This is a genomic window from Fibrobacter sp. UWOV1 (assembly GCF_900142495.1).
GTDB lineage: Bacteria > Fibrobacterota > Fibrobacteria > Fibrobacterales > Fibrobacteraceae > Fibrobacter.
Genome location: NZ_FRBA01000001.1, coordinates 772689 through 786062, shown reverse-complemented (window position 1 = coordinate 786062; position 13374 = coordinate 772689). Strand labels below are relative to the sequence as shown.

At 53.8% G+C, this 13374-nt stretch carries 11 protein-coding genes and 1 pseudogene; 7 read left to right on the top strand and 5 right to left on the bottom strand.

Going from position 1 to position 13374, the window contains the following annotated elements; all coding sequences use genetic code 11:
* Window positions 1–20: 20 nt before the first annotated feature.
* Both ybaK and BUC02_RS03315 read right to left on the bottom strand, forming a co-directional pair.
* Complete coding sequence (gene ybaK, locus BUC02_RS03320; RefSeq protein WP_073318580.1) at window positions 21–521, bottom strand: Cys-tRNA(Pro) deacylase; 501 nt, start codon at window positions 519–521, stop codon at window positions 21–23.
* A 157-nt stretch (window positions 522–678) separates the two neighbouring features.
* The gene (locus BUC02_RS03315) at window positions 679–3153 is read right to left on the bottom strand and encodes a glycogen/starch/alpha-glucan phosphorylase (protein WP_073318577.1); all 2475 of its coding nucleotides are present in this window, start codon (window positions 3151–3153) and stop codon (window positions 679–681) included.
* Between the two features lie 158 nt (window positions 3154–3311).
* On the opposite strand from BUC02_RS03315, the gene BUC02_RS03310 reads away from it, so the two are divergent.
* The gene (locus BUC02_RS03310; RefSeq protein WP_139260997.1) at window positions 3312–4391 is read left to right on the top strand and encodes a histidine phosphatase family protein; all 1080 of its coding nucleotides are present in this window, start codon (window positions 3312–3314) and stop codon (window positions 4389–4391) included.
* Between the two features lie 7 nt (window positions 4392–4398).
* On the top strand, window positions 4399–5124 hold the full coding sequence (locus BUC02_RS03305) for an NAD(P)H-binding protein (RefSeq protein ID WP_073318574.1): 726 nt from the start codon (window positions 4399–4401) through the stop codon (window positions 5122–5124).
* 53 nt (window positions 5125–5177) lie between these two features.
* On the opposite strand, the gene BUC02_RS03300 is transcribed toward BUC02_RS03305, so the two are convergent.
* Genes BUC02_RS03300 through BUC02_RS03290 form a run of 3 tightly spaced genes read right to left on the bottom strand, consistent with a single transcriptional unit; the run spans window position 5178 to window position 8289 of the window.
* Window positions 5178–6380, bottom strand: a complete 1203-nt coding sequence (locus BUC02_RS03300; RefSeq protein WP_073318571.1) for an NAD(P)/FAD-dependent oxidoreductase — start codon at window positions 6378–6380, stop codon at window positions 5178–5180.
* Complete coding sequence (locus BUC02_RS03295) at window positions 6373–6564, bottom strand: 4Fe-4S binding protein (protein WP_073318568.1); 192 nt, start codon at window positions 6562–6564, stop codon at window positions 6373–6375. Before BUC02_RS03295 ends, BUC02_RS03300 begins: the two co-directional genes overlap by 8 nt.
* A 36-nt stretch (window positions 6565–6600) precedes the next feature.
* Window positions 6601–8289: a putative bifunctional diguanylate cyclase/phosphodiesterase gene (locus tag BUC02_RS03290; protein WP_073318565.1), complete on the bottom strand. Its 1689-nt coding sequence runs from the start codon at window positions 8287–8289 to the stop codon at window positions 6601–6603.
* Window positions 8290–8577: 288 nt separating this feature from the next.
* Here BUC02_RS03290 and BUC02_RS03285 point away from each other — a divergent pair.
* From BUC02_RS03285 to nuoF, 5 genes and pseudogenes are all read left to right on the top strand, one after another.
* Window positions 8578–9078, top strand: a pseudogene (locus BUC02_RS03285) (NADH-quinone oxidoreductase subunit B); the annotation flags it as partial.
* A 134-nt stretch (window positions 9079–9212) separates the two neighbouring features.
* Entirely contained in the window at window positions 9213–9812 is a 600-nt protein-coding gene (locus BUC02_RS16395; protein ID WP_073318562.1) for an NADH-quinone oxidoreductase subunit C, read from the top strand.
* Window positions 9809–11002 carry an NADH-quinone oxidoreductase subunit D gene (locus BUC02_RS03275; RefSeq protein ID WP_073318559.1) on the top strand — a complete coding sequence of 398 codons (1194 nt, stop codon included), beginning with the start codon at window positions 9809–9811 and terminating at the stop codon, window positions 11000–11002. The genes BUC02_RS16395 and BUC02_RS03275 overlap by 4 nt, the downstream gene beginning before the upstream one ends.
* Window positions 10999–12060, top strand: coding sequence for an NADH-quinone oxidoreductase subunit NuoE family protein (locus BUC02_RS03270; RefSeq protein WP_073318556.1), 1062 nt, complete (start codon window positions 10999–11001; stop codon window positions 12058–12060). Before BUC02_RS03275 ends, BUC02_RS03270 begins: the two co-directional genes overlap by 4 nt.
* Before the next feature lie 2 nt (window positions 12061–12062).
* Window positions 12063–13370, top strand: coding sequence for an NADH-quinone oxidoreductase subunit NuoF (gene nuoF / locus BUC02_RS03265; protein ID WP_073318553.1), 1308 nt, complete (start codon window positions 12063–12065; stop codon window positions 13368–13370).
* Window positions 13371–13374: the final 4 nt, after the last annotated feature.

The window sequence follows — 13374 nt, the reverse complement described above, 5'->3', positions numbered from 1 at the left end:
TTTATGCTTGAAATGCTCGCTTAATCTTGCGGGGCTTCGGGCGGAACTCGCGCAATCACGCCCACGGTGGCGCGTGTCGCCTTCACGAGGTCGGCGGGTGCGACTTTCAGTTGCAAACCGCGCTCGCCTGCACTCACGTAAATGTACGGGAAGTTCATCGCGGTTTCGTGAATGAAAATAGGAAAGTTCTTCTTGAGCCCGAGCGGGCTACAACCGCCGCGGATGTAGCCGGTCAGCGGCGTCAAGTCCTTGAGCGGGACGGTGTCGATTTTCTTGTTGCCGCTCACCTTGGCAGCCCCCTTCAAGTCTACTTCAAGATTTCCCGGTACCACACAAATTAAGTAGCCGATCTTGTCGCCGTGAACAAGAATGGTCTTGAAAACTTGGTTGATGTCTTCGCCGAGGCTGTCGGCCACGTGTTGCGCGCCGAGGTCGTTTTCGTCGACCTTGTAGGGGATGAGTTCGTAAGAAATTTTTTGGCGGTCCAGGATTCTCGCCGCATTTGTCTTCTTGATTTCCATAAAAATGTCCTTTGACTCAAATATAAAAAGCCCGCGACCGTTAAGGTCGCGAACTTTTCAATATTCAAGCTTGGATCCTTCGACTTCGAACCTTGCGGTTCTTCGCTCAGGATGACAGTAGAAAACTTCCTACTGTCTACTTCCTACTGCTTACTAACTACAGCTTGATGCTGCAGCTCTTGGCGTTCCAGATTTCTTCGGCGTACTGCTTGATGGTACGGTCAGAACTGAACTTGCCCATGCGAGCGACGTTGAGGATAGCCTTTTCGGCCCAGGTCTTCTTGTCCTGGTATTCCTCGGCGACTCTCTTCTGCATGTCCACGTAGCTGCGGAAGTCTGCGCAGAGCAGGTAGTTGTCGTTGGTGAGGAGCTTGTCTGCAATGTGCTTGAACAGGTCCGGACGGTCGGGGCTGAAGAAGCCAGAGGCAATCAGGTCGATCACGCGGCGCAGATCGTCGTCGTGTTCGTAGAAGTCGCGCGGACGGTAGCCCTTGGCAAGGAGGTCGGTGACTTCTTCCACGGTGAGGCCGAAGATAAAGATGTTGTCGTCGCCGACTTCTTCCTTCATTTCGACGTTGGCGCCATCGAGCGTGCCGATGGTGAGTGCGCCGTTCAAGGCGAACTTCATGTTACCGGTACCGGAAGCTTCGGTACCTGCGGTGGAAATCTGTTCGGAGAGGTCTGCGGCCGGAATGATCTTTTCGGCGAAAGACACGCGGTAGTTTTCGAGGAACACCATCTTGAGCTTGCCCTTGCAAACCGGGTCGGCATCGATGATGGCGGCAACGGCGTTGGCAAGACGGATGATCTGCTTGGCCATCCAGTAACCCGGAGCGGCCTTACCACCGATCATGATGGTACGCGGCATGATTTCCTTGCCGTCCTTCAGCTGGATGTACAGGTGAATGGCATGCAGAATGTTCAGGAGCTGACGCTTGTATTCGTGGATACGCTTGACCTGCACGTCGAAGAACGTGTTCACGTCGACATCGACGCCCTGCGTTGCCTTGAGGTACTTGGCGAGGCGTTCCTTGTTCTGCTTCTTGACAGCCATGAATTCCTTCTGGAACTTGGCGTCCTTTGCAAACTTTTCGAGCTTCTTGAGTTCGTCGAGATTCTTGACCCAGCCTTCGCCGATCTTGGAGCTGATGAGTTCGGACATAGCCGGGTTAGCCTTGCGGACCCAGCGACGCGGCGTCACGCCGTTCGTCTTGTTGTTGAACTTTTCTGGCCATAGTTCGTAGAAGTCCTTGAAGAGCGTGGTCTTCAAAAGGTCGGAGTGGAGTGCTGCCACACCGTTCACGGCGAACGAACCCACGATGGAGAGGTAAGCCATGCGGACCATCTTGCAGCCGCCTTCTTCGATGAGGCTCATGCGGGCAAGGCGAGCGTTGTCGCCGGGCCACTTGAGGGACACCTGACGGAGGAAGCGGGCGTTGATTTCGTAAATGATCTGGAGGTGACGCGGCAACAGCTTTTCGAAGAGGCTGACCGGCCACTTTTCGAGAGCTTCGGGCATCAAGGTGTGGTTCGTGTAGGCAAACGTGTGCGTCACGATTTCCCAGGCTTCATCCCATTCCAGGTTTTCTTCGTCAAGCAAGATGCGCATCATTTCGGCGATAGAGATTGCCGGGTGCGTGTCGTTCAGCTGGATAGCGACCTTTTCGGGGAACACCTTCCATTCGCCTTCGTGGAGCTTCTTGAAGCGGCGGATGATGTCCTGCAGCGATGCAGAGCAGAGGAAGTACTGCTGCTTGAGGCGCAGTTCCTTACCGTTCATGGAAGCGTCGTTCGGGTAGAGCACCTTGGAAATGGTTTCGGAAAGTTCCATGTCCTGCACGGCGGCGATGTAGTCACCGTTGTTGAAGTAGCTGAGGCCGAAGTCGTCGGTGGACTTCGCGCTCCAGAGGCGCAGGTTGTTCACGGTGTTGTTCTTGTAACCCGGAATCGGAGTGTCGTAGGGGAGTGCGAGCACGTAGTCCTTGGTTTCCCAACGATTGCGGAGCTTGCCCTTTTCGTCCATCCAGCTCACGACGTAGCCGTACATGGGCACCTTGACTTCGTTCGACGGACGGGCGATTTCCCACGGGTTGGTAAGGCGCAGCCAGTTATCCGGCTGTTCTTCCTGTTCGCCGTTCACGATCTTCTGGCTGAACATACCGTATTCATAGCGGATGCCCATACCGGTAGCCGGGAGTTCGAGCGTGGCCATGGAATCGAGGAAGCAAGCGGCCAGGCGGCCGAGACCACCGTTACCGAGACCTGCGTCCACTTCCTGTTCGCGGAGTTCTTCGAGAGTCATGCCGAGTTCGTCAAGAGCTTCGGTGACGGCGCTTTCGACGTCGAGGTTCAGAATGGAGTTGCCGAGGGTACGGCCAATCAAAAATTCGAGGGACAGGTAGTAGACGCGCTTCACGTCTTTCTGGTAGTAGGTTTCCTGGGTCTTGATCCAGCGGTCAACCAAGCGGTCGCGTACAGCGTATGCAACGGCGAGGAACTTTTCGTGGTCGGTCACGGTCGCGCTGTTACGGGCGAGCGTGTGGTGGATGTGGTCGGTAAAGGCCTTACGGAAGGATTCCGCGTCGTTGCCGAGCACGGTCACTTCTTCTGCTTTTTTGAATGTTTTTGCCATAAGACGGTCCTATGGGTTAGGGTTAAAATTTTACACCATTAAGTTTAGAAATATTTACGGGTTTTGTGTGGAGCAAATAGTTAAATTAGGGGAATAGATAATAAACTAGAGGAAAAACGATGAATATGAAAAAATTTATTGCCGGCAAAGCTTTTCCTATGATTTGTGCTGCATTTATTTCAGTTGTTATTGCAGGCTGTGGTGACGATTCTTCTAACTCTTCGCCGACATCTACCACTGTTCCGGAACAAGTAACCCCGACAGATCCTTCGACTCCGACTGATTCTACAACTAATCCTACGACGGATCCGGCAACAAACCCGACTACTGACCCGGCTACCAATCCGACCGATCCGGTAACGAATCCGGAAACTCCGACGGATACGGCGACGACTCCGACTGATCCTGTTACGAACCCTCCGGCAGATACCACTACGACTAATCCGTCTACCCCGACGGACCCCACCATGACGGCCGCCGGTTTCTATCGTAACCCCGCCGCTATCGGACTGGCTGTTTCTCCTGATACCAATGGTTTTTACGATGTGGGTGAAATCTACAAGGCGGCCCCTGCCGACGCAAAGATTGTCTTTGTGTTGCGTCATGCCGAACGTGAATCGGGTTTGGGCAAAGAATCTCCTCTGACCGAAGTCGGCCTTCAGCAGGCACTTGATGTGGGCGCAAAGCTCAAGAGCGATGAATCGTTCTATTACGGCGCTACCGATTTCTTGCGCACCCAAACGACCGCTGCAAAGATTGCAGAGGGCCGTGGCGAAACCACTGAAGTGGTGACGATGGAAGAAATTAATGGTGGGTATTTCTTGACGGTGCCTTCGGATTCCTTGGATGCCATGGTGTCCAAGCGCGGTGGCTCTTTCAAGTATGTGGCCATGTGGGCATACGAACAGCCGTTCCCGACTCTTCTGGTGAACTTGGGCCTTCCGGGTTATTTCTATGACCTCATGGAACGTGGCGACCAGTTCGTGAACGAAGTGGTTCTTGCCAACCTGCCTTACTGGAAGCGCGTGAACGTGTTGATTACCCACGACTTGCTCACGGAACCGTTGGCTGTCTATGCTTCTAACCGTACGGTTGACCTCAAGACGTATGAATCTTATCGCTGGATCAACTACGTAGCGGGTATTACGGTTGTTGTCACCGCAGACGGCAAGGTTGCCGTACTTCCCACTCGCGGTGTAGAACGCGGCTTCTTGAATACCAGAGATATGGTTAAGTAACGGTTCTATGAAGGTTGCTGTTCTCGGTTCAACCGGACTTATCGGCAAAAACGTTTTGAAATTACTCGCACGCCTTCCGCAGGTTGTGCGGGTTTTTTGCCCTGTACGGAATATCCCGGATTTAAAGGATCTTGGAATTCTGGAAGGGGCGTTCAAGCTTGACTTCAAACAAGTGGATTTTGAACAAGATAATGAAGCCTTGCGCCTGTTTTTCTATGCGGGTTTTACCGGTTGCGATGCGGTGGTGTGTTGCCTGGGGACGACCCGAAAGCAGGCAGGGAGTAAGGCCGCTCAAGAAAAGGTCGATCTGAGGATTCCGCTCATGCTTGCAGCGATTGCCAAAAAGGCGGGCGTAAAGAACTTCTTGTGCGTAAGCGCGATGGGCGCCGACAGCCAGTCGCCGTATTTTTACAATCGCCTAAAGGGCCAGCTCGAAGAAGGCCTCGATATGATTGGCTTTGAAACGCTGACGCTAGTGCGTCCGTCTCTTTTACTCGGAAAGCATAAGGACAGGCGCTTTGGCGAAGAACTTTTGCAAAAGACAATCGGCGCGCATCCGGAATGGATTCCTGCGTTCATACGCCCAGTGCATGCAGAAACGGTTGCCGCCCATTTGGTGACATCTATTTTGAAACCGCCTACGGATCACGTATGCGCGACAGACGGAAAAATAGGCAAGCGGATTATTTATAACCGCGTGCTTGCGCAAACGAAAGTAGACGACTTTTTTTGAGCAAAGCTCAAAACAGTGTGAAATACGGCCAACCGCGTTCTGCGAACTGCTAACTATTTAAACTTCCAGAACTTGTACAGGAACTTCGTGGTCTGAAGCGGCGTTTTGAGGAAGGCGCTCTTCTTGTATCCGCTGAGTGCGAATCCTTGCAGTACCTTGTAAAGCCCGATTTGGTCTTCGCGGTTGATCGCGAGCAGGAACCTGCGGAACTTGTATTCGAAGTCGTGCATCTTGCCGAAGTAATCGTAGCAGCGTTTTTCGTATTGCTTCAAGAATTCCTTCGAGAGGTTGCCGGCTTTAAGACCTTGGTCTACGTATTCGGCGCAGAATCTTCCCGCCCTCATCGCGGCAGCGATACCACCACCCGTGAGCGGGTTGGTGTGGTGGGCGGCATCGCCCACGAGGGCGAATCGGTCGAGCGTGTAGTCCTTGAGCGTGCTCGAAACTGGAATCACGCCTCCGACGGTATGATTGATCTTTGCTCCCGGGAAAAGCTTTTCGAGCCATTCCATCGTGACTTCCAGAATATTCGGCCTGCTCTTGTTGCTAATCAAGAATCCTGCGCCGAAATTCGTGACGTTCGATTTCTGCTTCGGGAAACTCCAGATGTAACCGTCGTTAATGTAATCGTGGCCTTGCCAGAAGGTCAGGTAGTCGGGCTTGGTCAAGAGCCCTTGCACCTCGATGTCGACACCGGTGCAGGTCTGCATCATTTTCTGTCCGCAGTCGAGCCCAACCATGCGACCAATACGGCTTTCGACGCCGTCGGCTGCAATCACCATCTTTGCAAAAATTTCCTGGGAGCCCGTTTCGGAGACAGATCCGTTTCCATCGCCTTTTCCGAGTACGACTCGAACCATGCGCTCGTCGCCTTCGACACCGCCTACGAATTCTGCACGGGCGCAAGTCTCTACCTGGGCGCCATCGTCGGCAGCAAGCTTTGCAAGCCAGGGGTCAAAGATTTCGCGGTTGAGCATGATGCCGGTGGCGGGCTTGGGAACTTCGATGTTCACGCCGGCGGGGCCATAAATGTAGAGCCCGTTGATAATGCTTTCGATACAGCTCTCGTCAATCGGACCGTAAGTCTGCAGGTCGGCCAGGTTGGTGCTAGCTTCGCCACAACGTACGGGGTAACCGATTTTTTCTCGTTTCTCGAGCAACAGAACCTTGCGGCCGGCGCGAGCCAAGTTGCGGGCAGCGACAGAGCCGCCCGGACCGGCGCCAATGACAACGACATCGTAATGGGAATCAAGCATCGTCCGCCTCCACGATTTTCAATGCACCAACAGGGCATGTCTTGGAGCAAATGCCGCACTTGATGCATTTTTCGTAATCAATTTGCAAATCGAGGCCGAACATGTCGAGCGCCATCTTGGGGCATGTTCCCACGCAGCCTGCACAGGCAAGGCAAACTTTTCTGTCGTGAACGAGAGTCTTCATTATATGAGAATATAGCAAAAGAAGGCTTTCTCGGAATTAATACATACGGTCGTTTGTCAGTCGCTTCAGGAAATCGTCGCGGACAAGGGGCTTGTCGAACAGGAATCCTTGGGCGTTTTTGCAGTTGATGCCCTTGAGGTAGTCTGCCTGCTCCTGGGTTTCCACACCTTCGGCAATCACGTCCTTGTTGAGTTCCTGGGCCATCTTGACCACATTCCTCAGAACGATTTCGTCGTTGGAGTTGGCCTTTCCGATATTGTTCAATAGGGACTTGTCAATTTTCACGACGTTTATGTTGTAATCTTTGAGCACGTTCAGGGTCGAATAGCCGGTGCCGAAGTCATCGATGGCAACACCGATGCCGTTCTTGCGCATGATGTTGATGAATTTCTGCATGGCGATCGTATCGTCGAAATCGGAAACTTCGGTCAGTTCGATTTCTATGTACTTGCCGTCGATTTCGTACTTGTTCAGGGTGTTGAGAATGCGGTCGGCAAAGTCTTCGTTGCGCAGATGCAGCTTCGAGAAGTTCGAAGAAATGCGCACAGGGGTAATACCGGCCTTGAGCCAATCACTGATGTCGCTACAGGCGGTCTCGAAAACGTAGAAGTCCAGTTCGCAGATGGTGCCTTCGCGTTCCAGAATGGGAATGAAGTCCATGGGCGGGACAATGGTCTTGTGGCGGACCCAGCGTGCCAGTGCTTCGGCACCGTTGATCCGCTTGTCGTCAAGGCTGACCTTGGGCTGGTAGAATACGACCAGTTCGCGGTTGCGCATGGCGTTGTGAAATTCAGTCGAGATTTCCCTCTGGTGGATTGACTGGATTTGCATTTCCTTTGTAAAGTACACCACGTCGCGAGTCCTGATGAATCTTGCGGCCTGCATGGCAGTCGCGCAGTTGTTCAGGGCGTCACCTACAATGACGTTTTCTTCGATGGGGTAGATACCTATGCGCGCCTGCAGGCGAATATTCATGGGCTTTGGCCCCTGGCTTGCGGTCAGTTCGCAAACGGTAAACTTGTCAATGAATTCTTTGTGATGTTTTTTTTTGGTCAGAACAAAGAAGTTGTCACCGCCAAGGCGAGCGATCAGTTCTGTGTTGTCGAGGAACTGGAGAATCTGTTTGACGTACATCTTGAGGGCGAGGTCGCCTACATTGTTGCCCATGGCCTTATTGATGTACTTGAAATTCTTGAGGTTGATAAAGTGGGCGGTGTAGTCCTTGAGGTTGTCGCCAATGAACTGCTGGGTAAACGCGAAGATGCCTGCCAGGTTGTAAGCCCCGGTCATGGGGTCCGAAATGGCCGCCTTGCGAGTGTTGCCCATGAGTCGTGCGCGGCCCGAAAGGATAAAGAAGTCCCAGCTCAGGAGTTGGATGATTTGCCTTTCCTCGTCGGTAAAGGAGTGGCCCTGGATGGGGTGGGCCTGGAAGGTGAACGACCCCTGTTCGCCGGTGGTCATGGTTTCGGAAAAATCCGGGGAGGTGGGTTTTTCGGGCAGTGCCTTCTTGTCGTGGTAGGCGGTAAATTCTCCAGAAAGACCGTTGGGGGCAAACTGGCTAACCGGTGCGTAAAAAAGGCAATTTACAAAGCCGATATTTGTGATTTTGGCGAGAGGGGGCAGGTTCCGGGCTAAAATGGCGAGAACTTCCTCTGTACTAAAGACGGGGCCCAAGAGCTTGGACCTAAAATCAAGATACATACTATTGTACAGCGGAATATCCATTAAATCCTCAACATACCAAAACCGCGCCAAAACTATAAAAAAAATACAATGGCTGCAAGTTTATTCTGGCGGAGAACCGCCAAATTCTGTTGTTTGCTATTCAATATATCTTTTTTTCCAAAGAAAAGTGTTCTATATCACTTGCAAAAATGCAAAAATATGTTAGACTAATCTAACTACTGGCCGATGGGGCGGTAATGAATAAAAAACATTTCAAAATGGCCCATTTGGATATTCATCTCTCTCACTTTTCTATCTTTACGCACGCATTTAAAGAGGTAACCTCCTATGAGTAATGAGGCAGAAAAGCCGAATTTCATTACGACTTCTCTTGACTTTCTGGTCAACTGGGGCCGTACGAACTCCCTGTGGCCGTTCCCTTACGGAACTGCCTGCTGTGCAATCGAATTCATGAGTACCGAAGTGGGCCGTTACGACTTGTCCCGTATCGGGTCTGAATACGTGCGTTTTACGCCGCGTCAGTCCGATGTGCTGCTTGTGGCCGGAACCATTTCCTATAAGCAAGCGCCAATACTCAAGCGCATGTACGAACAGATGGCCGAACCCCGTTGGGTGATCGCCATGGGTGCCTGCGCCAGCTCCGGTGGTTTCTATGACTGCTACTGCACTGTGCCGGGCATTGACCATATCATTCCGGTGGATGTGTATATCGGTGGTTGCCCCTCCCGTCCGGAAGCGTTCTTCGAGGCGATGTTTGACCTCCAGAAGAAGATCAAGGATGAGTCCTACATGAAGCAGCGTGCCGAACGCGTCAAAGACCAGCTCGAAATGATCAAGGCGAAGACCGAACAGGCGAAGGCGGAAGCCCGTGAATTTGCCCGCGAAAAGACTGCTGAGCTCAAGGAATTCGTGACTGAAAAAGAGCAGGAACTTGTCAAGAAAGCCCAGTTCTGGAAGGAGTAATGATGGAATCCGTGATAGACATTCTAGAATCCAAGTTTGGCGCCAAGCGTGATGCGAGTGCCAAGTGGGATGCCTGCGTGGTGGTCCCGAAGGAATACCTGCACAATGCGGTCGAATTTTTGAAGAACGATCCGTCGATGCAGTTCGACATGCTCCTCGACCTCGCCGGTATCGACTACCTGACTTATCCGAACCATGAAGGCCCGCGTTTTGCAATCAGCTACGCTTTCAAGTGCACCAAGAAACCGGGCTTTCGCGTCCGTCTTAAGGTGCTGGTCAGCGAAGCCGACCTGAAGGTTCCGACCGTTACCGATTTGTATGCAAGCGCCAATTGGCTCGAACGTGAAGTCTACGACCAGTTCGGTATCGTGTTCGAAGGTCACCCCGACCTGCGCCGCATTTTGAACCATGTTGAATTTGTGGGCCATCCGCTCCGCAAGGATTACCCTGCCCAGAAGCGCCAGTGGCTCTCGACGACCGACTTCCTGATTCCGGAACTGGAAAAGCGCCTGGAAGACAAGGGTTACAAGGTGATCCAGCGTTCCAAGGAAATCATGCCTGTCGAAGAAGAATACCTTGAAGGGAGTATCAGAGAATGATCGTACTTGACCCGAATGGCGAAAAAATGAACCTGATGGCCCTGAACGTGGGCCCGACGCATCCGGCGACTCACCACTGCGTGCGCCTGCTGGCTGCCCTCGATGGCGAAACCATCGTGGCCGGTGTCCATGAAATCGGCTTTATGCACCGCGGCTTCGAAAAGATGGTCGAACGTGGCACCTGGCAGCAGGTGATTCCGTACACCGACCGCTTGAACTACTGCTCTGCAATGATGAACAACATTGCTTTCTGCCGCGCTGTCGAAAATATGTACGGTATCGAAATCCCGGAACGCACCAAGGTGCTCCGCGTGATTGTGAACGAACTCTCCCGTATCAACGACCACTTTATTTGTGTGGCTGCAGCATTCCAGGACTTGGGCGGTACCACACCGTTCATGTACGCCTTCAACCCGCGTGAAGAGATCATGCTGATTTGGGAAAAGCTCACGGGCGCGCGCCTCACGAACAGCTTTGCCCGCATTGGCGGCCTCTACCGCGACAGCTACGACGGTTTCGAAGACGATGTGCTCGCTGCTTGCAAGTCGGTGGAAAAGGCCCTCAAGGACCTGCACGCCTGCTTGGACCGTAACCGTATCTTCCTTGACCGTACCGTGGGCGTCGGCAAGATTTCTGCCGAACGCGCCATCAGCTACGGCTGGACTGGTCCGTGTCTCCGTGCGACGGGTGTCGAAAGCGACCTCCGCAAGGACGAACCTTACTACGATTACGAAACCTACGACTGGGAAGTCGTGGTGGGAACCCAGGGTGACGCCAACGACCGCCTGCAGGTGCGCCTTGCCGAAATCGAAGAATCTGTGAAGATTGTGCGCCAGGCCCTGAAACGCCTCGCTCCGGGCCCGGTCGACATTGTCGACCCACGCATCCGCGTGCCCGCGCACAAGCTTGCCTACCAGGACATGGAAGCCCTTATCGGCCGTTTCAAGAGTGTGTACGAAGGTGTGCGCGTGCCCGAAGGCGAATACTACTGCGCAAGCGAATGCGCGAACGGCGAACTTGGCTTCACCATCGTGAGCGATGGCAGCGGCCACCCGTACCGCATCAAGGTGCGTTCCCCGTCGTTTGCCCATGTGTCTGCATTTAACGAACTGGTCGAAGGCCTGACTCTTGCCGACTCCATGGCAACGCTGCCTGGCCTCAACATGATTGCTGGAGAACTTGACCGATGACACAACATATTCAAGGTGCAGTTCAGTTTGTATCGAATAACCATTTGAAGTTCAATGGTCCGAGTGAAGCCATTCCGGCTCTTCCGGATCCGGGTCAGACTTTTGGCTACGTGAACAAGCCTGTTCCGCAGCCCGCTCCGAAGGAAGTGCTCGCCAAGCTCGACACTCCCGAAATCAAGGAACGTTGCGCCGACTTGCTCAGCCGTTACCCGGTGGGCCAGGGCGCTCTGCTTGAAGTCCTTTGGCTGGTGCAGGGCGTGTTCGGCTGGGTGCCGACTGAAGGTATCCGCTGGGCGGCAAACGTTTGCGGTTGCGCTCCGGCTCACGCTCTCGGCGTTGCAACCTTCTATACCATGTACAACCACGCTCCCAAGGGCAAGTTCCTGTTGCAGTTCTGCCGCAACATCAGCTGCGCCATCAAGGGTGCCCAGCCGCTGATCAAGTATGTGGAAAACAAGCTTGGCGTTAAGTCCGGCGAAACCACTCCCGATGGCATGTTTACCGTGCTCCAGGTGGAATGCTTGGGTAGCTGCGGCAACGGCCCGATGATGTTGGTGAACGATGACTTCGCCACCGACGTGGTCGACGGTCAGCTCAAGATGAAGCGTGGTACGACTCTGACCGAAGCAAGCATCGATCGCATTATCGACTGGTGCAAGGCCCATGCGAACAATGTGCCGAAGCACGACGTGCTCGGCGGAATCGTGAAGGGCCATGGTGGCCACCCCGGTGCTCCGGGTGCTACGGCCAAGCCGCAGGTCGCTGACTACGCTCCGCCTTCTCCGGTGCTTAACGTGAAGGCCGAAGCCGACGAAAACGGCGCCACTCTCACCTGGAAGGGCGCTCCCGAATTCACGAAGATTGTCGTCGAAAAGAAGAACGGCAATGACTGGGTCGCCGTGGGTGAGCCCGGCGTGAAGGACAAGGCTTTTGTGGATGCTGCCGGCAAGGCGGGCGATGTGTACCGCATGATTGCAACTTCCGGTGAACGTACGGCAAAACCTTCCAAGGAAGCGGTGACTACCCAGAAGCCCGCGCCCGTAGAGGAGGCTAAGTAATTATGGCTGAAGTAGTAAAAGTTTGTACAGGAAATTTTGGCAAGGGCGCCCAGGACATTGAAGTTTATAAGAAGCTGGGCGGCTACGCGAACATTTCGGACCGCTTGTTCAACATGAGCCAGTTCGAAGTGATCGACTACGTGCAGCGTTCCGGCCTGCGTGGCCGTGGCGGTGCAGGCTTCCCGACCGGCATGAAGTGGAGCTTTGTTCCGCGCAATTCTGGCAAGCCTGTGTATATCGTGGTGAACGCTGACGAAGGCGAAGGTGGAACCTTTAAGGATCACTTCCTGATGCTTGAAGATCCGCACCGCTTGATTGAAGGCCTGATTATTGCAGCTTGGGCTCTCGGTAGCCGCGCTGCCTACATTTACTGCCGTGGCGAATTCCTGCCCTGCATCGAAAGCCTGAACAAGGCTTTGAACCAGGCATACGCCGCCGGTTACCTCGGCGAAAACATTTGCGGGACCAAGTTCAGTTTCGATATCTTTGTTCACCGTGGCGCAGGCGCCTACATTTGCGGTGAAGAAACTGCTCTTATCAACTCGCTCGAAGGCCAGAAGGGTCAGCCCCGCCTCAAACCGCCTTTCCCGGCGGTGAGCGGTGCATGGAAGAGCCCGACTTGCGTGAACAACGTCGAGACCATTATGTCTCTCCCGTGGATTTTCCAGCATGAACCCGAAGAATACGCCAAGATGGGTACACCCCGTGCCGGCGGTACCAAGGTGTTCTGCATCTCGGGCGACGTGAAGAACCCGGGTGTGTACGAAGCTCCGCTCGGCACCCCGATGATGACGATGATTAACGAATACGCCGGTGGCGTCGTGGGCGGAAACCTGAAGGCGGTACTTCCGGGTGGTTCCTCTTGCGCTCCGCTGAACGCAGGCGAATGCGCCGTTGCCACTATGGACTACGAATGTCTCGCCTCCATGAAGACGATGTTCGGTTCGGGCGCCATGATCGTGATCAACGATACGCACAACATGGCTGAACTCTTGAACGTGCTCGGCAACTTCTACAGCCACGAATCTTGCGGCCAGTGCACTCCGTGCCGCGAAGGTACGGGACTCTTGCACCGCATTCTGAACCAGATTGTGGAAGGCAAGGGCCACGACGGCGACGTGGAACTCATGCAGAGCCTTTCTGGCGGCTTTGGCGGCGTGACGATTTGTCCGCTGTCTATTTCGCTCGGCGGCCCGGTGGGCTCCTACACGGCGAAGTTCCGCGCAGACTTCGATGAATTAATCGCAAAGAACCCCGAACATGCCAAGCCGCGTGTTCAGGAAAACTATCGTCCTGGAATTTTCTGGTAATAAT